A 19452-nucleotide genomic window follows, 5' to 3' on the forward strand; every position below is an offset into this window, starting at 1 on the left:
AGGTTTGATTCAGGCGTCGCTGATCTGAGCGGCCCGCGTGCGTCACCACGCACACGGGCCGCTTCTCATTGATGGATCTTCGAGCGAAGGCGCTCCACCTCGCGGTCCGAGACCGGCGCCGCGTGATTGCCCCATGTGCCACGAATGAAGCTGACGACCTGAGCGATCTGAGCGCTCGTCAGTTGGCCATGAAAGCCCGGCATCTTTTGCGGCGCAGGCCCTGTCTCCGTCTCCGGGCTCTTGCTGCCCTCGATCACGATGCGCATGACCGATGTCGGATCTTCCGCCAGCACGAGCGGGTTGCCGGCGAGCGCTGCCACCTTGCCCGGCTGACCTTTGCCGTCCGCCTGATGACAGCGCGCGCAGAACGATAGATAGACGCCCGCGCCCGGACGCTCCACTTCGCCGGTCTGAATGCTGCGCGCCGTCTGTACCTTCGCATGCTCGTTGTTGGCGTAACTGCCGTAGGTCTGCTGAGGAGGCAGTGACTTCAGATAAGTTGCGATCGCATGCAGGTCGGCATCGGTCATGTACTGCGTGCTGTCCCCGATGACCGGCGCCATGGCCCCGAAAGCAATCGCGCCTGCGCCGTGACCTGTACGCAGGAAATCGACGATGTCCTGCGCAGTCCAGCGCCCTAATCCGCTGCCCGGATCGCCGGTTAGGTTGGGTGCAAGCCAGTGATCGTTGACGCCGCTCGTGAGATACCACGGCGACTTCTCACTGTAGCCGAGCTCGTTATAAGCAGGACCGCGCGGCGTATGGCACGCGCCGCAATGCCCCAATCCCTGCACCAGGTACGCGCCGCGATTCCATTGTGCGCTGCGCTTCGGATCGGGCTCGTACTGGTCGCGATTCCCAAATGCCCAGCTCCAGAACAACATGCCCCATCGCTGATTGAACGGAAAAGGCAGATGCGTTTCCGGCGCGCGCTTCGCGCTCGGCTTCACGCCGTGCATCAGATAAGCATAGAGCGCGGTCACGTCGTCATCCGTCATGTTGGCGAGCGACGGATACGGCATGGCCGGATAAAGCCGCTTGCCGTCGCGGCGCTTTCCATAGCGAATCGCGTCCGAGAACTCCTTCAACGTATAGCGTCCGATACCCAAGGTCGGGTCCGGCGTGATGTTGCTCGAATAGATCGGGCCGAAGGGAGAGTTCACCGGCATGCCCCCTGCAAGCGGCGTGTGATCGGCCGCGTCGTGACACGCGCTGCAATCGCCCGCTTTCGCGAGATATTCGCCGCGAGCGATCAATTGCGGCGAGCTGGTCATCGGCGACTGCGCCGTGACGTTGTCGGGAAGATTGTCGTTCGCCCGGCCACTGCATGCGCCCAGGGTGGCGAGCACGACTGACATCAGTGCAGCGGCGATGTGATTTTTCAAACTCGTCGCGTTCATTTCAATGCCATTGATTGCAGGAATCGAGGAACACTTCGGCCAGAATGGTGAAGACCAGCGCGAGGACGAAGAGACAGCCGATCAACGCACTGCACAGCGCAATGAAGCGCTTGCGGGCCAACTGTTCTTCGAAGCGCGAAGGCTTATCCGACGAAGAAGCGCTCGCTTTGGCCTGCTGCTCTTTCTTCTGCAAGAAGCGAAAGCCGTAGACCGCCATGCTCGCGCAGACAAGCGACACGATCACAGCCGCAGCCGAGGTACCGTACAGCCACGCATGAAAATGCCTGAAAACCGGCTCCGCACGGCGAATCGACTCGGCATAGCAGGCCTGCGCCGAGATCGTCTCGGAGATCATCACCTGCAGCAGCCACGCGCCTGGCGAGAGGAAAAAGCCCGCGCACGCGCAGACGACGAGACGTCGCTTTTCTTCTTTCGTGAGATGCTGCTCGGGCAGCGCGGACGTTTGCATCAGTGACCCCGCATCCAGAAAGGCGTCACGTAGAGCGACGTGAAGATGAAGAGCCACACTACGTCGACGAAGTGCCAGTACAGGCCGCCGATACGCATCGGTGCATTGCGTTCCTCGTCGAAATAGCCGAGCGCGATCCACACGGCAAGCAACACGAGAATCACGATGCCGACCATGACGTGCGCCATGTGAAAGCCGGTGATCGTGAAATACAGCGAGCCATAGAGATGCGCCGTGATGCCGTAGGGATGGTCGTGCCATTCCTTCAACTGCATGCCGGAGAACACGCAGCCGAGGGCAATGGCGCCGAGCATCCACGCGAATGCCGGCCAGCGCTTGCCCTTCTTCAGCGTTCGCTCCGACATCCACGCCAGCACGCTACTCATGATAAGCACGCCGGTACTCATCGCGCCGGTGCCGATCTTCGGCATGCCCTCGGGCGGCCACGGCAACGTGGTTTGCGACTGCGAATAGAAATAGCAGAAGATGAGATAGCCGAAGAGACTCGCTTCGGTGGCGACCAGCGCGAGCACGCCCCACCATCCGCCCGAATGCTCGCCCGTGCTTCCGACTGGCAGCACGTCCTTCTTTTTCGCGGCCTGCGCCGGAATGGTTTCTTCAGGCGTCGGCGGTTCACGTTGCCCGAGCGAGCGGCGCGGCCACATCCACGCCACTAGCGTCGCACCGCACCCCGCGACCATGAGAGCAGTGAACCACGGCGACCGCAGCAGCAGCGCCGCGAAACAAAGCGCAGCGAAAAGAGCCAGCAGGAATGGCGACCATGCGTCCTCCGGCATCTTGAGTATCGCGTCGGGCTTGCCGTTGAACGGATGCACGCCGAGCGCCTCGCGTCCCTGATGCAATAGATAACCGGACTTCAGGCTCGACTGCCGCCCTTCGGGTTGCAAGCGATCTTCCCACATGGGATGCCGCGACTCGACAATCGGCAGCACCGCGAAGTTGTAGGCCGCGGGCGGCGAATCGGTCGACCATTCGAGGCCCGGCGCATCCCAGGGGTTCTGCGGCGCCTTCTTTCCTCGCTTCGCCGAGACGAGTGCATTGACTAAAAAGATGCCTATGCCAATTGCGAAGATAAACGAGCCGATCGTCGTAATGAGATTGGAGGTATCCCATCCCATGCCTTCCGGATACGTATAAATGCGCCGGGGCATGCCGAGCAGCCCGGATATATGCATCGGAAAGAAGCCGACATTGAAGCCGACGAGAATGATCCAGAACGCGATCTTGCCCCAGCGCTCGCTCATCAGACGCCCGGTGAATTTCGGGAACCAATAAGTAATGCCGCCGAATACCGGGAACACGTTGATGCCGAGCAGCACGTAATGAAGATGCGCGACGACGAAGTAAGTATCAGTGAGTTGCCAGTCGAGCGGCACCGCTGCGGTCATCACGCCCGAGACGCCGCCGATCACGAACATCAGCACGAAGCTCGCGAAATAGAGGAACGGCGTGGAGAACACGGGGCGCCCTGTCCAGATCGTCGCGATCCACGCGAAGACGGCGACCGCGCTCGGAATCGTAATGAGCACGCTCGCCGCGCCGAAAAAGGCCAGCGCAAGGGGCGGAATGCCGGTCGCGAACATGTGATGAATCCACACTTCGAATCCGATGATCATCGTCGCGACCGTGGACATGGCCACTGCCGCGTAACCGACGAGCGGACGCCGACAAAACGTGGGCAATGCATCCGAGACGATGCCCATCGCAGGCAGCACCACGACATACACCCACGGATGCGCGAACATCCAGAAGAGGTGCTGCCAGAGCAGCGGCCTGCCGTCGCTCGCGACGTCGAAGAAATGCGTGCCGATGTTGCGGTCCATCCATAACAGGAAGAACGCGAGACTCACGGACGGCACGGCAAAGAGGTTCGCGAAGGAAATGGTCAGCGTGCCCCATACGATGATCGGCAGCCGGTCCACCGACATGCCCACCGCGCGCATGCGAAAGAGCGTGACCACGAAATTCACTGCGCCCACGGTCGTCGAAATGCCGAGCAACACCATGCCGAGCGAATAGACGTCGATGTTTATTCCACGGCTGTATTCGAGCGACGAAAGCGGCACATAGTTGAACCAGCCCGCATTGGGCGCTTCGCCGAGCGGAAAGCTGCAATAGAGAAAGATGCCCGCAAAGAGAAAGACCCAATACGAAAGCGCGTTAAGCCGCGGGAACGCCATGTCGCGCGAGCCCAGCATGAGCGGCCAGAGAAAATTCGCGAAGCCGCTCAGCACCGGCAGCGCGTAGAGAAAGATCATCGTGATGCCGTGCATCGTGAACAGCTCGGCGAACTGTCCCGGCGTGACGAGCGTCTCGTTCGGCCGCGCGAGTTGCAAGCGCATGATGAGCGCCTCGACGCCGCCCAACAGCAGAAACACGAACGCGGTCACGATATAGCGCAGGCCGATCTTCTTGTGATCGACTGTCGTGATGAAGCCGCGCCATCCCGATTCGCCTTCCCATAGATCGAGCAGCCGCTTCTCGGCTTCCGATCCTTTCGGGACGCTGCCGAACTCCGGCTCGCGTCTGAACGCGACGCGGTGCGAGTGCCCGGCGCTTCGATCCCCTGTCACGGCCATCGTCTTGTCCTTACCTGAGAGTAGCGAGGTATGCCGACAGCTCGCCTGATTCAACGGGCGAAAGCTTCATGTCGGGCATGAGCGTGCCGGGCTTGATTTCCTGCGCATGCTGAATCCAGTCCATCAGATTCTCCGGCGTATTGACGACCGTGCCCGCCGCCAATAGCCGGCGCGACAGCACATGCGTGAGATCGGGCGCCTGCACGCCGGCCGCGTTGCTTCCACGCACCGCGTGGCAGCCCGCGCAGCGTTCCTCGAAGAGCTTCCTGCCGTGCACGGCCTGCGTCGTGGCCGGCGCGGCTACCGTGCGCTGCTGCGCGGCGTACCATCGGTCATAGTCGGCTTGCGGCTGCGCATAGACTTCGAATGCCATGTGAGCATGTTGCACGCCGCAGTACTGCGTGCACTGGCCGCGAAAAATGCCGGGCTTGTCGGCCTGTATCCACTGACGGTTGGTGTTGCCGGGTATGGTCTGCGTCTTGCCGGACAATTGCGGCACCCAGAACGCATGAATGACGTCTGCACTCTTTAGCAGCACGAGCACCGGCACGCCCACCGGAATATGCAGTTCGTTGGCGGTCGTGAAGGCGCTCGGGCCCTGTCCGTAGTCCACTTTCCACCACCAGTCGTAGGCGGTGACCGTGACAGTAAGAGCCGGCGTTCTGGGCGGATCGGCGACCTCGGCCAGCACCGTCAGCATGTAGATGGCGATGCCGAACAACGCCACAGTCGATATGGCCGTGCCGACATAGATAAAACTCAGGCCGCCACCCTTGCCGAGCGCACGGTGATCTTCTTTCTTGCGATGACGGAAGGTCGCTATCAGCAGCATCACCGCGATGATGATGCAGACAAGACTGCATATGGCCGTCAGCACCCAGTCCAGATGCAGGACGGGATGCGCCGCCGGTCCCCTGCTGTGGAGGAAATAGGCAAGCGGCGTCGGTCCGCTCGTGAGTGAATCGGATGTGTCGGGCGCTGCCTCGTTCGCAGATGCCGTGATCTGACGAAGCGAGACCGCGAGCGCCAGCCCCGTTCGCAAGATAGATACGAAAAACCGACGCACACAGATCACATCTTCTCCTTGATGCCTCGCCGGATGAGCCAGTAGTTGACCGGGTATGTCGTCAGGAAGCCCGCCACCATCGCAAGTTGCATGCGCACCCAGTACGCTGAGTCAGTCGGCTCGAGCGGCGTGGCAGGCTTCGCGAAAGCGATCATCACGCCGAACATGCCCACCTCGTACGCAACGAGAGAAAGCGTGTCCGCCTTGACTGCCGCAATCACGCCATCGCGAAAGCCAAGGCCTCGCATCGGCGCGATCGAGAAATACTGGAAAGCCACGCCGATCAGGTAAGCCAGCACGAACGCCAGCGCGAGCCGCCCGATCAGTTCCGAGCCCGCGATGCTGAAGGCAAGCAGAAAGGCGAGCCATTCCCCAATGAAATCTCCCAACGCGCAACCTGCGCCGCAATGCGTCGCGCCCAGAAATGTGGCTTGCCACATCGGCGCTTCGCGCTGCTTTGCGCCGGGCGTCGCGCGCCCGAACGCGAAATAGAAAACCAAGCCTATTGGGCCCCAGTACAGCATCGTCAACGGCCATACCACGGACATGATCGCCATTGGTTGCCGATGTCCGAGCATTGCTATGTCGACCACCACTGCACATGCGGAAAGCACCGATAACGCCAGCCATGCCGTTGGCATCACGACCGACCAGTGTGCCGGCATCTCGGTTCTCCTGCGGTGTTCACGGTCGACCTGCTCGCGCTCGCACGCCTTTGAAAGCTGATCGAGAAAAGGGACTCATCTGGGGGCTTGCACCAAGCAAGCCGCATTCCGGGTGATCTTCCGCGCACGCGGCCCGGGCGATCCGTCATACGCCAGAGACCGCATCGAGCATCGATTTGTATCACATTGTGCTTTTTTCATGCCGATTGCAAATTGTTCCTGAGCGCCGCCCCGCGCGACTTCAGGCCGCTAGCATGCCCGGATGCATCTGCTACCATGAATGGCACGTCCGGCCGAAACGCAATGCATTTACCGACCCACCGAACCGAAGATCCGTGCGCAGAAAATGAAGCAACCGAATAACCGCGGGACCAAGGGCCTGCCGAGCAAGACGGATCTCGAATCGCTTTCGAATTTCCGCTATCAGCTCCGCAAGTTCCTTCGCTACTCCGAAGAAATCACTCACGCGGCCGGCATCACGCCTCTCCAGTATCAACTCCTTCTGCATGTGCGCGGCATGCCGGGACGGACGTGGGCGAGCGTCGGTGAACTGGCCGAACGCCTTCAGGCCGCGCCCAACGGCACGGCCGCACTGGTAAGCCGGTGCGAGCGCGCAGGACTCGTCGTCCGAAAGCCGGGAGAGAGTGATCGGCGTCAAGTGGAAGTGCATTTAACGCCCAAAGGCGAGCGATGCTTGTTGAAGCTCGCTGCCATGCATCTCACCGAGATGCAAACCTTCGGCTGGCTGGCAAACAGTGTTTGATGCTTCCATGGCGTCGTCTGCGCATGAGCGACTCCGCCCACGACAAAACGGCATCGCGTGACCTATTGGCACGGCTGCTGCTCTGAGGCGTTTGACTGTCGTTCTTCCAACCGTTGTTCCTGACATCGCCCTATGCGTCGACGAGGAGGCTCCGAATGCCAAAGGTAGTCGTAATCACAGGCGCGGGTGCCGGCGTAGGTCGCGCGACCGTAGATGAATTTGCGCGGCAAGGCTACGACGTCGCCCTTCTCTCACGCGACGCCGAGCGGCTGGAGCGGGCGGCGTCGCAAGTCCGCGAGACCTACGGCGTGCGCGCGCTGCCCATTCCGACGGATGTAGCGGATGCGCAGGCGGTTGAGCGCGCGGCATCGCATGTCGAAGAGACACTGGGACCGATCGAAGTGTGGGTGAACGTCGCGATGGCGACCGCATTCGCGCCGGTCTCCGAACTCACTGCAGAAGAGATCGAGCGCGGCACGAAGGTCACCTATCTCGGGCAGGTCCATGGCATGATGGCCGCCCTCGCGCGCATGCGCACGCGCAATCGCGGCACCATCGTGAATGTCGGCTCCGCGTTGGGCTACCGCTCGGTGCCGCTGCAGTCCGTATATTGCGGCGCGAAGTTCGCCATTCGCGGCTTCACGGACTCGCTTCGCTCCGAGATCATCCATGACCGGCTGAAGATCCATCTCACGATGGTCGCGCTGCCCGCTCTGAACACGCCTCAGTTCGACTGGGCGCTCAACAAAATGGGGAAGCGCGCGCGACCGGTCGCGCCGATTTTCGAACCGGAGGTCGCCGCGCGCGCCATCTACTTCGCCGCGACTCACCGCCGGCGCGAGGTGTGGGTGGGATTTTCGAGCGTCAAGGCAATTCTTGCAAATCGCATCGCGCCTAATCTGATCGACCGCTATCTGGCGCGCAGCGGTTATAGCGGGCAGCTTACCAACGAACCGCTTCCGCATGACGCGCCGAGCAATCTGTTCGATCCCGTTCCCGGCGATTACAGCGCCCACGGGCGCTTCGGCGAGGAATCGCGGCAACGCAGCGTCGAAATGTTCACCGATCGTCACCGCGCACTGTTCTGGGGACTGGCGGGCATCGGCGTCGCCGGTTTGTTTGGACTTCTATCTAAACGATGGTGCGAGCAGCGGTGAGCCGGCCCATCGAGGACTACGCGCTGCTGGGCGACGGGCAGACCGCAGCGCTCGTGAGCCGCGATGGCTCCATCGACTGGCTTTGCTGGCCGCGCTTTGACGACGATGCGTGCATGGCCGCGCTGCTCGGCACCGCCGACAATGGATGCTGGTCGCTTGCGCCTGTGGGCAACATCGAGCATAGAGCGCGACGCTATCAAGAAGACACGCTGATCATGGAGACCGACTTCGAACTGCGCGACGGCGCTGTTCGCCTGATCGACTTCATGCCTGTGGGCGAAGCATCGAGTTCCGTGGTGCGCATGGTCGTGGGCCTGCGCGGCGTCGTGCAGATGAACATGAACCTCTGCCTGCGCTTCAACTATGGCGCGCTGCGTCCGTGGAGCGAATGCATCGACGGCGCGATTCATTCGTGCATAGGACCGGATCGCGTCGTGCTGCGAGCGGACATCGCGCTGACCATGGACAAAGGCACCGCACAGGCGTCGTTCGCCGTGCATGCCGGCGAGTCGGTCACGTTCGTAATGAGCTACGGCGCAGCGCACGAGCCGCCGCCCGCACCCGTGGACGCGCAAGCCGCATTGCAACGGACGCAGCAATTCTGGCGCGACTGGATCGACCGCTTCGATAACGGCAGAACGGCCTGGCCGGAAGCGGTCAGGCGCTCGCTGCTGACGCTCAAGGCGCTCACGCACGGTCGCACCGGCGCGATCGTCGCCGCGCCCACGACCTCGCTGCCGGAGGCGCCGGGCGGCCGAATGAATTGGGACTACCGTTATGGCTGGCTGCGCGATACGAGCTTCGCCATGGTTGCGCTTTTGAACGCAGGCTTCAACGACGAAGCGAGCGCATGGCGCGATTGGCTTCTGCGTTCCATCGGCGCGTCGCCGGAGCATATCCGCATCATGTATCGCGTGGATGGCGCGCGTCACCTTTCCGAATGGACGGTGGACTGGTTGCCGGGACACCAATATGCGTCGCCCGTGCGCGTGGGAAACGCCGCGGCGCAGCAGCATCAGGTCGATGTCCTCGGTGAGATCATCGACTGTCTCGACGTGGGCCGCCGTGGCGGGCTTGCGCCTGCGAGCAGCGAGAACTTCATTCAGACGGGCATCGTCGAACATCTGGAACGGGTCTGGAACACACCCGGCTCGGGTATCTGGGAATCGCGCTCCACGCTGCGGCACTATATCTACTCACGCGTCATGGTATGGGTCGCGCTCGATCGCTTCGTGAAGAACTGGTCGGGCGACGCCGCGTGCGCCGCGCTCGTCGAACGGGTTGCCTCGCTTCGGGAGACGGTCCGCGAGGAAGTCTGTCGCGAGGGATGGAACGAAGGCATCGGGAGTTTTACGCAATACTACGGCGCGGACGAACTGGACGCCAGCCTGCTGTTGATGCCGCTCGTCGGCTTTCTGCCCGCCGACGAGCCGCGCATGGCATCGACCATCGAAACAATACGCCGTGAATTGAGCGAGGACGGACTCATCCGGCGCCGCAAGAAGCGGCCCGAAGGTCCGAACGAAGGCACCTTTCTCGCGTGCTCGTGCTGGATGGCCGACTGCCTGCAAATGCAGGGACGCACTGAAGAGGCCCGGCAGCAGTTCGAACGCGTCCTTGCCGTGGCCAACGACGTCGGCCTGCTCTCGGAGCAATACAACGCGGAGCGCCGCGAGCTGGCCGGCAACTTTCCGCAGGCGCTCACGCATCTCGCTGTCATCAACACCGCGCTCGGGCTATGTGGTCCGACGATACAGCGCGGAGGCGGCTGATCGCGGCGCACCGTTCTGGTTCATGAGCGCGCGCGGGCTTCGTTAGTCGTCCGAGTCGAATTTCTCTTCGTCAGATTAAACGGCCCGCCATTCGCGCCGCCAAAGGGTAAGCGCGCATTGACATACGAGACACTACTTACCCAACTCATTCCTTCGACGATTCGTAGCCGAGCCGCGACCAACTACTTAGCGATCCGTAATTCGGCTAACGAATAGGCATCCGGTTCAACTTACCGATTCGACGCCTGTCCTTTGTGGGCAATCACACACATTCAAAACGATTAGGGATACGACGGTTTTTCCGTTGCCCTAATGTCTCCTTGCGGTGACCCGACACCGTCCGTTGACAGAGGAGCCCACATGAAAACGTCGCTGAAAGAATTCGGCGCTGCACTGCGCGCCTTGCTTCTCACGCTGATCCTGGTTCCCGCGCTGTGCTTCGCGCAGAGCACGCTGACCGCGCGATCCTTCACCGATGTAGACGACACCGCCGATGCCGCCGCCGGCAATTCGGCCGTATCGACCGCCGGAAGTCTCGCCTCCCTGTTGCAGCGGCTGCAATGTGCGTCGGGGCTGAATCCTTCAGGCAACTCGGCGACCGTCTCGCTCACGGCGAAGATGACGTCCTATAAGATCTACAACCCGTCCACGAACGTATTCGATACCGTCAACATGCGTTCGTATAACGGCTGTCCATCGGGACCGACCATCAGCATCAAGCCGGGCGCGACGCTCAAGCTGAACTTCACGAACAATCTTCCGCTGAATCCGAACGACGCGACGTGTCCCAGCCAGCCCGATCACGTCACGCCGCATTGCTTCAACAACACGAACATCCATACGCACGGGCTGCACGTATCGCCGTCCGGTAACGCCGACAACGTGCTGATCACCGTGCCGCCGAGCGGCGGAAAGTCCACTAGCGACAGCACGCATCACTACGTCTACGAGATTCCGTCGAACCATCCGTCCGGCACCTTCTGGTATCACTCGCATCTGCACGGGTCGACCGCCATCGACGTGGCGAGCGGCATGGCGGGCGTGCTCATCGTGCGCGGCTCGCGCCAAGCGCGCGCGGGCGTCGCGAACGGCAGCGCGGACATCGATACGATCCTCAAACGCAGGACATTCGGCTTGCCGCTGACCGAGCATGTCATGCTCTTCCAGCAGATCGAATACGCATGCTTCAGCGATGCAACTTCCACCGTGCCGCTGCTCGACTCGACTACGGGCGAGTGGATCTGCCCATCGGGCAAAGTGGGCGAGATCCGGGGGTATAACAATCAGTTAGGGTTCGTTCCCGATACGCGGACGGGCGCGCCCGCCGGCGCGGTGAATTCGTCGTGGATCATCTCGGGGCGCTACACGCAGATCAACGGCGTGGTGCAGCCCATCTTTCCGAGCGCGATCGGCTTCGTGCCGGCCGGCGATATCCGGCGTCTGCGCATGGTGCATGGCGGCAACCGCGACACCATCAACGTGAAGATCGTGCGGGCGAATCTGTCGTCGCTCGGCCTCGCCGATTCGCAATCGCTCAGTACCGCGCAGGTGAACACGGCGACCAATGCCGCGACATCCGCACTGGCGAACGACCGCACGAAGTCTTCGCAAGTCGTCACGCTCGACGCGCTGTGCAGCGGCGAGACGGTGAAGCAACTGGAGTTCGCGGAAGACGGCATCACCATGCAGACGATGGTGGAGAAAGACGTCAACTCGATGAACCCCGGTTATCGAAGCGACGTGCTGGTGGCGTTCCCGTCGCCCGGCTTGTACTGCATCCTCGACGAAGCGGCATCCGCTTCGGCCACCATCAACTTCCGCGCCGGCGCAAGCAAGGTCAAGGACCGCCGGCTGCTGTCGTTCGCACGCGTGGGTCCCGGCGTGAACATTCCCAATACGACCGTGGGCAGCCATTCGAAGTACTGGCAGTTCATCCGCGATCAACTGGTGGCCGCCAATCCTTCGCTCGCGCAACCCGCGAGGTCCGATCTCCAGTCGCTCAGCCTGCGCGCTTTCGCGCCGACCGTGCCCGTCGACGGCCCCATCAAGCAGACGGTCAATCAGCAATTCCAGATCAATCTGCCGACGGGACCGAATCAGCCGCTGACTTTTCAGATCGAAGGCGCGTCGTATGATCCGTCCGTTATACGCGTGACCGGCACGCTGGGCACGGTGGATCAGTGGAACGTGTCCGCCTCGAACTTCGCGACGCACGTGTTCCATATCCATACGAACCCGTTCAAGATCCTGGACATCAAGAACGCGGCGAATCATTCGATCTTCGACGGTTCGGGCAACTGCACGCAGGAGGAACTGGCAACCGGCGACACGGAGTACTGCAACCTGCAAGGCGTGATACGCGACACGCTCTTCATCAAGGCGGGTTACACGCTGCAAATGCGCACGGCTTATGAGGACTTCACCGGCGAATTCGTGATGCACTGCCATATCCTCGATCACGAAGACCGCGGCATGATGGAGAACGTAGCCGTGGTATCGCCGACGACTGCATGGCTGCAGCGCTTGACGTCACCGGTCACGGCGATGAAGGCGAGCACGAGCCGATGGCTCGCCCGCCTGCGCGGCGAAGACGAGACCAAGCTGGCTCTTGCGGCATCGTTATGTTCTGCGAAGGACTTTGGGAGAGGTCAGTAACGGCGCACACATCGCGGTCAAGCCTGCGCGCGACGCAGCATGCCTTTGAACGACCACTTGTTGAGCGCGAGAAACGCGAGCAGCGTCGCCCCGAAGATGCACTGCCGCCCTGCTTCGCCGATCTGCAGCGCGGTCAAGAGACTCGTGAGCGCGGTGAGCAGCAGCGCGGCCATCGCCACCGCGATGTAGTCGCCGCGTCCGCCTGCGAGCGACACGCCGCCGATCACCGCGACGACCACGCTCGGCAGCACATACGTGGTGCCGAGCCCGAGAAACGCCTGACCGACATAGCCGACCAGCAGCACGCCCGTCAGGGCCGCGATGACGCCGCTCGCCGTATAGACCGCGATGCGAATGGCACGCACGCGCGTCCCGGCGATGGCCGCCGCCGTCGGGTTCGCGCCGCTCGCGAGTAGCCGTCGCCCCCACGCGGAATGATCGAGGAAGCGCCACACGAGCGCGCCGGCCACGAGCCAGATCAGCGCGACGGTCGGCACGCCCGCGAGCGCTCTGCCGGAAAGCGCCGCGAGCGCCGGACTCGCCGCCGTGTTCACATGCATCACCGATGACCACACGATCAGGCCGCCATCCACGAGACTCGCCATCGCGAGCGTCATGACGAGCGGTGGTATCCGCAAGAGCGTGATGCCGACGCCGTTCACCGCGCCCACCAGCGCGCCGCTCGCCGCAGCAACGGCAAAGGCCGCGCCCAGACCCGGCGACGCGGGCCCGAGCAGCGCCGCGCCGAGCATGCCGCCGAGCGTGGCCGCCGCGCCGACCGACAGGTCCAGCCCCTGTTCGCCCGCGATCATCACGAGCGATTGCGCGATGCCGAAAAGACCGAGAAACGTCGCGATCTTCAATTGATTGGCGACCTGCCCCGGACTCGCGAAACCCGGCACCGCGAACTGCCCGCCGACGAGCACGATGATCGCGAGCGCGAGCAGGAAGAGGCGGCGCGATTGCGTATTCATCATCAAGCTCTCCTTTTCGCGCCGACGAACGTGAAGCCGAGCGCGATCACGATCACCGCGCCCTTGAACACTTCCTGATAGTTGCTCGGAATGCCCGCGAAGTAGACGACGTTGCCGATCAGCGCGAGCACGAGCGAGCCGCAGATCGCGCCGAGCATGGCGCCGCGGCCGCCCGCGAGCGAGATGCCGCCGATCACCACGGCCGCCACCGAGTTCAGCGTGTACGGCAGGCCGAGGCGCGCATCGCCGGATGCAGTCTGCGCCGAGAGGCACACCGCCGCCGCGAATACGAACAGCCACGCGAGCATGTAGCCGAGCAGCTTGACGAGCCGCACGTCGACGCCGACCTTGAACATGGCGTCGGCGTTGCTGCCGGTTGCAATCAGCCGCCGCCCGAAACGGTGCCGTTGCAGCACGGCCCAGATCACGACAGCCGCAAGCACGGGCAGCGCCGCGACCGGCACCACGCCGATGCGCGCCGCGAACCATTCGCCGAGCGCCTCCGGAACGGTGCCGCCCGGCTGCGGCATCAAGAGCAGCGCGCAGCCGAACCACACCGCGCCTGTCGCAAAGGTGGCGATGAGCGCGCTCTGCTTCGCGTAGCCGACGAGAAAGCCGTTGCACGCACCGGCCGCGAGCGCGGCGAGCAGCGCCGCAAGACACGTCGCGCCCGTGCCCCAGCCCATGAGACCGGGCGCGGCGGCGAGCACGCAATTCACGAGCGAAATGCCCGCGCCCACCGACAAATCCAGCTCGCCCATCAACACGACGACCGCCTGCGCCATGCAGACGAGAATCACCGGCGCGGCGTTCTGCATGTTGCTCGCGAGCGAATCGAGCGTCAGAAAGTCGGGCTGAAGCCATGCATTGCACACGATCACGGCCAGCAGCATGACGAGCGCCGGCAATGCGCTCGCGGCGCGCGCAAGCGTCGCCTTCAGTCCCGTGCCGGTGCGTGTGGTCTGCACGGCTTTCGCGCCGGGAAGCCCTTCGCTCAAGTGCGCTTTCATGCCGCGCTCCTGCCGAAGAGCGCACTGGTCACGCGGGATTCGTTCATCTCGTCTCCTTCCAGCAGCGCGACGATCCGGCCTTCGTACATGACGACGAGCCGGTCGCACACCGCAAGCAATTCTTCGGTGTCCGAAGCGTAAACGAGCACCGCGGTTCCTGCCGCCGCGAGCGCGCCGATCGCTTCGTAAATGTCCTTGCGGGCGATGACATCCACGCCCTTGGTCGGATCGCTTAAGAGCAGCACATCGACCTGACGGTTCAGCCAGCGGCCGATGACGACCTTCTGCTGATTGCCGCCCGACAGATCGCGCACCGGCTGCCGCGCGTCGGTTGTCTTGATGCGCAGGCGCTTCACGACGTCGTCGACGAAGCGGCGAATCGGCGCGCGATGCAGCCGCCACGGGCTTTGCGCGAAGTTCACGCCGACCTGCGCGAGGTTGAACTCGACCGAATGATCGAGCCACAAGCCCTGACGATGCCGGTCGTTCGGCACGAGGCAAACGCCCGCCGCGATCATCTGGCGTGGCGAGCGCGGTTCGACCGTCTTCGGGCCGTCCGGTCCTGCGAGCGTCACCGTGCCGCCGTCCGGCACGCGGAAGCCGGCAAGCGCGTCGAGCAGTTCTTCCTGGCCGTGGCCCTGCAATCCCGCGATGCCGAGAATCTCGCCACGCTTCAGTTCGAGATCGACGCCACGCAGCCGCGCGCCCGCTCGCAGGCCGCGCACCGTCATCGCGACCGATGCGCCGTTGCGCGACACGCGGTCCGTTTGCGCCGTTTCGCGCGCGCCATCGTGCAGATGCGCGGCCGCCGCGCCGCCCGCCACGCCGCCCATCAGTTCGAGCACGCGCGGCTCATCCAGTTGGCCTCGCACCGGCAGCTCGCCGACCGCGCGGCCGTTGCACAGCACCATCACGCGATCGCATAGCGACTCGATCTCCGCCATGCGATGCGAGATGAACACGACCGCCGTGCCGCGCGCCGTCAGGCCGCGCACGGCGCGCATCAGGCTATCGACTTCGGCTGCGGCGAGCGCGGCGGTCGGCTCGTCGAGAATCAGCACGCGCGGCGCGAGCGCGAGCGCCCGCGCGATCTCGACCAATTGCTGATCCGCCGCGGTCAGGCTGCCCGCAGCGGCATCGACGTTCCAGCCCGGCCGCAGGCTTTCGAGCAATTGAAGCGCGCGCTCGCGCGTGCGCGGCTGGTTCAGAAAGCGCGCCGCGCGGCATAGCTCCGCGCCCAGAAACACGTTCTCCCAGACCGGCAAGTCGGGCGCGAGCCCCGGATGCTGATGCGCGATCGCGATGCCCGCCGCCCGCGCCGCTTTCGGCGAGCCCACGGCGAGCGGCGCGCCGTCGAGTTCGATGGTACCGTGGTCCGGCATCCTGTCGCCCGCGAGAATGCTGGAGAGCGTCGATTTCCCCGAGCCGTTCGCGCCGAACAAGCCGAGCACTTCGCCGGCTTCGAGCGTGAGACTCGCGTCGTCGAGCGCCAGCACGCCGCCGTAGCGTTTCGTGAGCCCCTTCGCGATCAATAAGGACATGGTGCCGCCGTCACTGCGCGAAGAGCGCGTCGAGCTCGGCTTCTGTGAGCCACTGCCCGAGGAAGTAGCTGTCCGGCTTGCCGTTCATCGACGCGAGCGTGGCATCGAGCGTGTCGCTCGTCACCGTCTTCGTGATCGGGAAGTAGTACGTGTTCTCCGGCAGCGCTTTGAGCTTGCGGCCCTGCGCGAGACGCACCGCGATGCCGAGCGCCGTGCGGCTGATATCGGGTGGATTCACCTGCACGAAGACCTTCATCGGATTGCCCGCGTCGCGCTGCCTCTTCCATTCGGTGAGAAAGCCCTTCTGCGCCTCGCCGGTCATGACCGGCACGCGGCGGTTCGCGTTCTCGAAGGCGCGCAGCACGCCGAGCGCCATCGCGTCTTCGGTGAACACGGCGTCGATTTTCGGCTGCGCGGCGATGACCGTCGCCATCACGGACTGCGCCTTCGCCTCGTCCCATTCGCCGTAGCCGGACCACACCACCTTGATGCCGGGATACTTCGCGAACGTATCGAGCGCGGCTTTCTTGCGCGCTTCGGCCGCCGGGTGTCCGGGAATGCCGTCGAGCACCACGACGTTGCCCGTGCCGTGCAGTTGCTCCGCGATCCATTCGGCGTAGCGCTGGCCCCACTTGTAGTGATCGACCGTCACGTTGGTCGCATAGCGGTTCGACACGGCCTGATCGAACGAGACGACCGGAATCTTGCTGCGCTCCGCTTCGTTGATGACGCCGTTGAGCGCGGTCGCGGAATTCGCATCGACCATGATCGCGCCGACTTTCTGGCGGATCATGTTGCGCATGTCCTGAATCTGCTGGCCGGTGTTCGCGCCCGACTGCTGGATGACCAGCTTGTCGGCCATGCCCTTCGCCTTATAGGTCTCGAACTGCTGGTTCGCGCCGTCGATCATCTGGTTGCGCCATTCGGTGCCGAAGTAACCGTTGGATAGCCCGATGGTCGGCGCGGCGGCGAACGCCGATGCGCACGCGAGGCTGGTCGCCAGCGCGGCGAGCAAAGTGCGCGGTGTCATGTGGTCGTCTCCTGATTTTTTCGTAAGCGAAAGCGCCGGCCGCAAGGAACGGCCGGCGCCATGCAACGCGTCTGCGAGCGTTTAGTGCACCGGCGCGGGCGCCGCTTGCTCGACGCCTGCATCGGCCGGCAGCGGCGTGCCGATATGCAGTTCCCCGCGCGGCGGCAGCGAGTCGTGCGTCGTCTTGAAGATGTCGCCGTCTTTCATCACGAGCGTGATCTTCTTCGGGTCCTGCAAGATGGTCAGGTCCGCGAGCGGATTGCCGTCCACGAGGATGATGTCGGCGAGATAGCCCTCCCGAATCTGGCCCAGCTCGTCGGGCATCATCATCAGTTCGCCGCCGTAGCGCGTCGCGGAAACGAGCACTTCGATCGGCGTCATGCCGATGTAATCGACGAAGTACTGAAGGTCGCGCGCGTTGGTGCCGTGCGGCATCCATGCGAAGCCGTAATCGCCGCCCGGCAGAACGCGGATGCCGCGCTTGTGCATCTTGCGCAGCGTTTCGGCGGCGGTCTCCAGCTCGCGCTTGTAGCCCATCTTCGTCGCCATTTCCTCCGTGATGCCCCACTTCTCCGCGTGATACAGCGTGCTGATGAGCCAGCCGATGCCCGGCGCGACGAAGTGCTTCTCCTTGTTGGCTTCGAGCATGTCGAGCGCTTCTTCGTCGGCGAAGCTCGCGTGGAAGATCAGTTCGAGCCCGTGCCGCACGCACTGCTTGACCGATTCGCTCGACCGCGCATGCGCCGCCACGCGCTTGCCGGCGCGCTTCGCTTCGGCCGCGAGCATCGCGATTTCTTCTTCCGAGAACGGCGACGACTCTGCCGAAATGCCGGCGATGTACTCACCCGAGAGATTGATCTTCAGGTGATCGACGCCGTACTTGACGAACATGCGCGTGGTCGCGCGCATCTCTTCCGGACCGCTCACGACCGCGCCGAAGTTCAGCTCCTTGAAGGGCATATGCGGCAGCGTGTTGTCCGCGAGGCCGCCGAGAATCGTGATTTCCTGACTGCCCGCGAGATAGCGCGGCCCCGGAAACTCGCCGGCATTCACGGCATTGCGCAGCACCACATCGAGCCGCGGCTTCGCGGCGGCGGCGCCGAGCGCGGACGTCCAGCCCATTTCGAGGTAACGCTTCGCCACGCGCACGCACCAGAGCATGTGTTCTTCGGGCGGCATGAACTGGATGGCGGATAGCGACGGCTGGTCGTTCCACGAGAAATGCGTGTGCGCCTCGGTCATGCCGGGCATCAGAAACGCGCCGCGGCCATCGATGCGCCGCGCGTCGGGCGCGCTGATCGGCGCTTCCTCGCGCGCCACGCGCACGATGCGTTGGCCATCCACGAGCACCTGGCCCTTGAAGGGCTGCGCGCCGCTGCCATCGAAAATGGATACGCTGTCGAACAGGATCGAACTCATGTCTGTCTCCTCCACGCGGACCCGGCGCATTCGCGCGCGGGCCGCCGGTTGATTACGGTCTGACCTGGTTGGTGTATGTCCGGCGCCGGTCGTGGCCGTCTCTGCGGCGCTTCTTCGACGCGGCGTGCCGGCTCGTTCAGTTCTTCACTGCGCCGCCTCGTAGAAGCGCTTGAGTTCCGCCGTCGATTCGGCGGGCTTCTCGAACGTCGTCCAGTGGCCGCAGCCGCTCAGCACGACGACCTTCGCGCCTTTGATGCGCTCGCCCATCGCTTTCACCGCATCCGGCTTGCCGACGCCGTCCTGATCGCCGGTGACGAGCAGCGTCGGCACTTCGATGCGCTCGATCTCGGCGGCCTGCGCGCCCGCGAGCGCCTCGCAACTTTGCGCGTAGCCTTCGGGCGACTGCCGCATCACGCTTTCGCGCACGAGCGCGAGCGTCACCGGCCGTTGCGACTTCGTTTCGTCGCTGGTCGCGCCCTTCACGATGGCATCGGCAATCTCCTGCACGCCGGGCACGCCCTTCTCGCGCGCGATTCCGGCGCGCTGGCGCATGCCTTCGCGGCCCGCATCCGGCGGCGCGACGAGCGGCCCGAAGAGCGCGAGGCTCTTCACCAGTTCCGGATGCTTCACGGCCAGATGCTGCGCGACGATGGTGCCCATCGAATGCGCGACGACATGGGCCTTCGTGACTTGCATCTCGCGCAGGACCGAGGCGATCGTGTCCACGTACAGATCGATCGACAGCTTCTGCTCCGGCAACGGCGAACGCGCGCTGCCCGGCAGATCCATGCGAATGACCTTCTTGCCCTCGAATGCCGGCAGCACCGGCGTCCAGTTGTTCGACGATCCGCCGAGACCGTGAATGCACACGACCGGCGCGCCTTCGCCCTCGGTCTCAATGAATACGCCTTGCACTTCTCTCGTTGCCATG

General features: G+C 63.7%; 15 protein-coding genes. 4 read left to right on the plus strand and 11 right to left on the minus strand.

All coding sequences use genetic code 11. The annotated features are described in order from the left end of the window. Positions 1 to 65: 65 nt before the first annotated feature. Genes HWX53_RS18490 through HWX53_RS18510 form a run of 5 tightly spaced genes read right to left on the minus strand, consistent with a single transcriptional unit; the run spans position 66 to position 6092 of the window. Positions 66 to 1400: a cytochrome c gene (locus tag HWX53_RS18490; protein ID WP_175943484.1), complete on the minus strand. Its 1335-nt coding sequence runs from the start codon at positions 1398 to 1400 to the stop codon at positions 66 to 68. Position 1401: 1 nt separating this feature from the next. Further along, the gene (locus HWX53_RS18495) at positions 1402 to 1869 is read right to left on the minus strand and encodes a hypothetical protein (RefSeq protein ID WP_175943486.1); all 468 of its coding nucleotides are present in this window, start codon (positions 1867 to 1869) and stop codon (positions 1402 to 1404) included. Beyond that, the gene (gene ctaD, locus HWX53_RS18500) at positions 1869 to 4469 is read right to left on the minus strand and encodes a cytochrome c oxidase subunit I (RefSeq protein WP_175943488.1); all 2601 of its coding nucleotides are present in this window, start codon (positions 4467 to 4469) and stop codon (positions 1869 to 1871) included. Before ctaD ends, HWX53_RS18495 begins: the two co-directional genes overlap by 1 nt. Before the next feature lie 10 nt (positions 4470 to 4479). Then, positions 4480 to 5511 (minus strand): cytochrome c oxidase subunit II, encoded by a 1032-nt coding sequence (gene coxB / locus HWX53_RS18505; protein ID WP_241270076.1) that lies wholly within the window; start codon positions 5509 to 5511, stop codon positions 4480 to 4482. Between the two features lie 29 nt (positions 5512 to 5540). After that, positions 5541 to 6092 carry a DUF4396 domain-containing protein gene (locus HWX53_RS18510; protein WP_244140176.1) on the minus strand — a complete coding sequence of 184 codons (552 nt, stop codon included), beginning with the start codon at positions 6090 to 6092 and terminating at the stop codon, positions 5541 to 5543. A gap of 454 nt (positions 6093 to 6546) precedes the next feature. Between HWX53_RS18510 and HWX53_RS18515 the strand changes: the two genes are divergently transcribed. The 4 genes from HWX53_RS18515 (at position 6547) to HWX53_RS18530 (ending at position 12547) form a co-directional block, all read left to right on the plus strand. Further along, the gene (locus tag HWX53_RS18515; protein WP_175943997.1) at positions 6547 to 6963 is read left to right on the plus strand and encodes a MarR family winged helix-turn-helix transcriptional regulator; all 417 of its coding nucleotides are present in this window, start codon (positions 6547 to 6549) and stop codon (positions 6961 to 6963) included. Between the two features lie 155 nt (positions 6964 to 7118). Continuing rightward, positions 7119 to 8120, plus strand: a complete 1002-nt coding sequence (locus HWX53_RS18520; protein WP_175943493.1) for an SDR family oxidoreductase — start codon at positions 7119 to 7121, stop codon at positions 8118 to 8120. Continuing rightward, positions 8117 to 9892, plus strand: coding sequence for a glycoside hydrolase family 15 protein (locus tag HWX53_RS18525; protein ID WP_175943495.1), 1776 nt, complete (start codon positions 8117 to 8119; stop codon positions 9890 to 9892). The genes HWX53_RS18520 and HWX53_RS18525 overlap by 4 nt, the downstream gene beginning before the upstream one ends. Before the next feature lie 360 nt (positions 9893 to 10252). After that, positions 10253 to 12547: a multicopper oxidase domain-containing protein gene (locus tag HWX53_RS18530; RefSeq protein ID WP_244140177.1), complete on the plus strand. Its 2295-nt coding sequence runs from the start codon at positions 10253 to 10255 to the stop codon at positions 12545 to 12547. A 17-nt stretch (positions 12548 to 12564) separates the two neighbouring features. Here HWX53_RS18530 and HWX53_RS18535 read toward each other — a convergent pair whose 3' ends face one another. The 6 genes from HWX53_RS18535 to HWX53_RS18560 form a co-directional block, all read right to left on the minus strand. Then, complete coding sequence (locus tag HWX53_RS18535; RefSeq protein WP_175943497.1) at positions 12565 to 13524, minus strand: ABC transporter permease; 960 nt, start codon at positions 13522 to 13524, stop codon at positions 12565 to 12567. After that, on the minus strand, positions 13524 to 14531 hold the full coding sequence (locus tag HWX53_RS18540; RefSeq protein WP_175943499.1) for an ABC transporter permease: 1008 nt from the start codon (positions 14529 to 14531) through the stop codon (positions 13524 to 13526). Before HWX53_RS18540 ends, HWX53_RS18535 begins: the two co-directional genes overlap by 1 nt. Beyond that, complete coding sequence (locus tag HWX53_RS18545; protein WP_175943501.1) at positions 14528 to 16072, minus strand: sugar ABC transporter ATP-binding protein; 1545 nt, start codon at positions 16070 to 16072, stop codon at positions 14528 to 14530. Before HWX53_RS18545 ends, HWX53_RS18540 begins: the two co-directional genes overlap by 4 nt. A 10-nt stretch (positions 16073 to 16082) precedes the next feature. After that, positions 16083 to 17102 (minus strand): ABC transporter substrate-binding protein, encoded by a 1020-nt coding sequence (locus HWX53_RS18550; RefSeq protein WP_175943503.1) that lies wholly within the window; start codon positions 17100 to 17102, stop codon positions 16083 to 16085. 81 nt (positions 17103 to 17183) lie between these two features. Beyond that, positions 17184 to 18521: an amidohydrolase family protein gene (locus HWX53_RS18555; protein ID WP_175943505.1), complete on the minus strand. Its 1338-nt coding sequence runs from the start codon at positions 18519 to 18521 to the stop codon at positions 17184 to 17186. A gap of 144 nt (positions 18522 to 18665) precedes the next feature. Next, complete coding sequence (locus HWX53_RS18560) at positions 18666 to 19451, minus strand: alpha/beta fold hydrolase (protein WP_175943507.1); 786 nt, start codon at positions 19449 to 19451, stop codon at positions 18666 to 18668. Between the last annotated feature and the right edge of the window lies 1 nt (position 19452).

Source organism: Caballeronia sp. BCC1704 (assembly GCF_902833455.1).
Classification (GTDB): Bacteria; Pseudomonadota; Gammaproteobacteria; order Burkholderiales; family Burkholderiaceae; genus Caballeronia.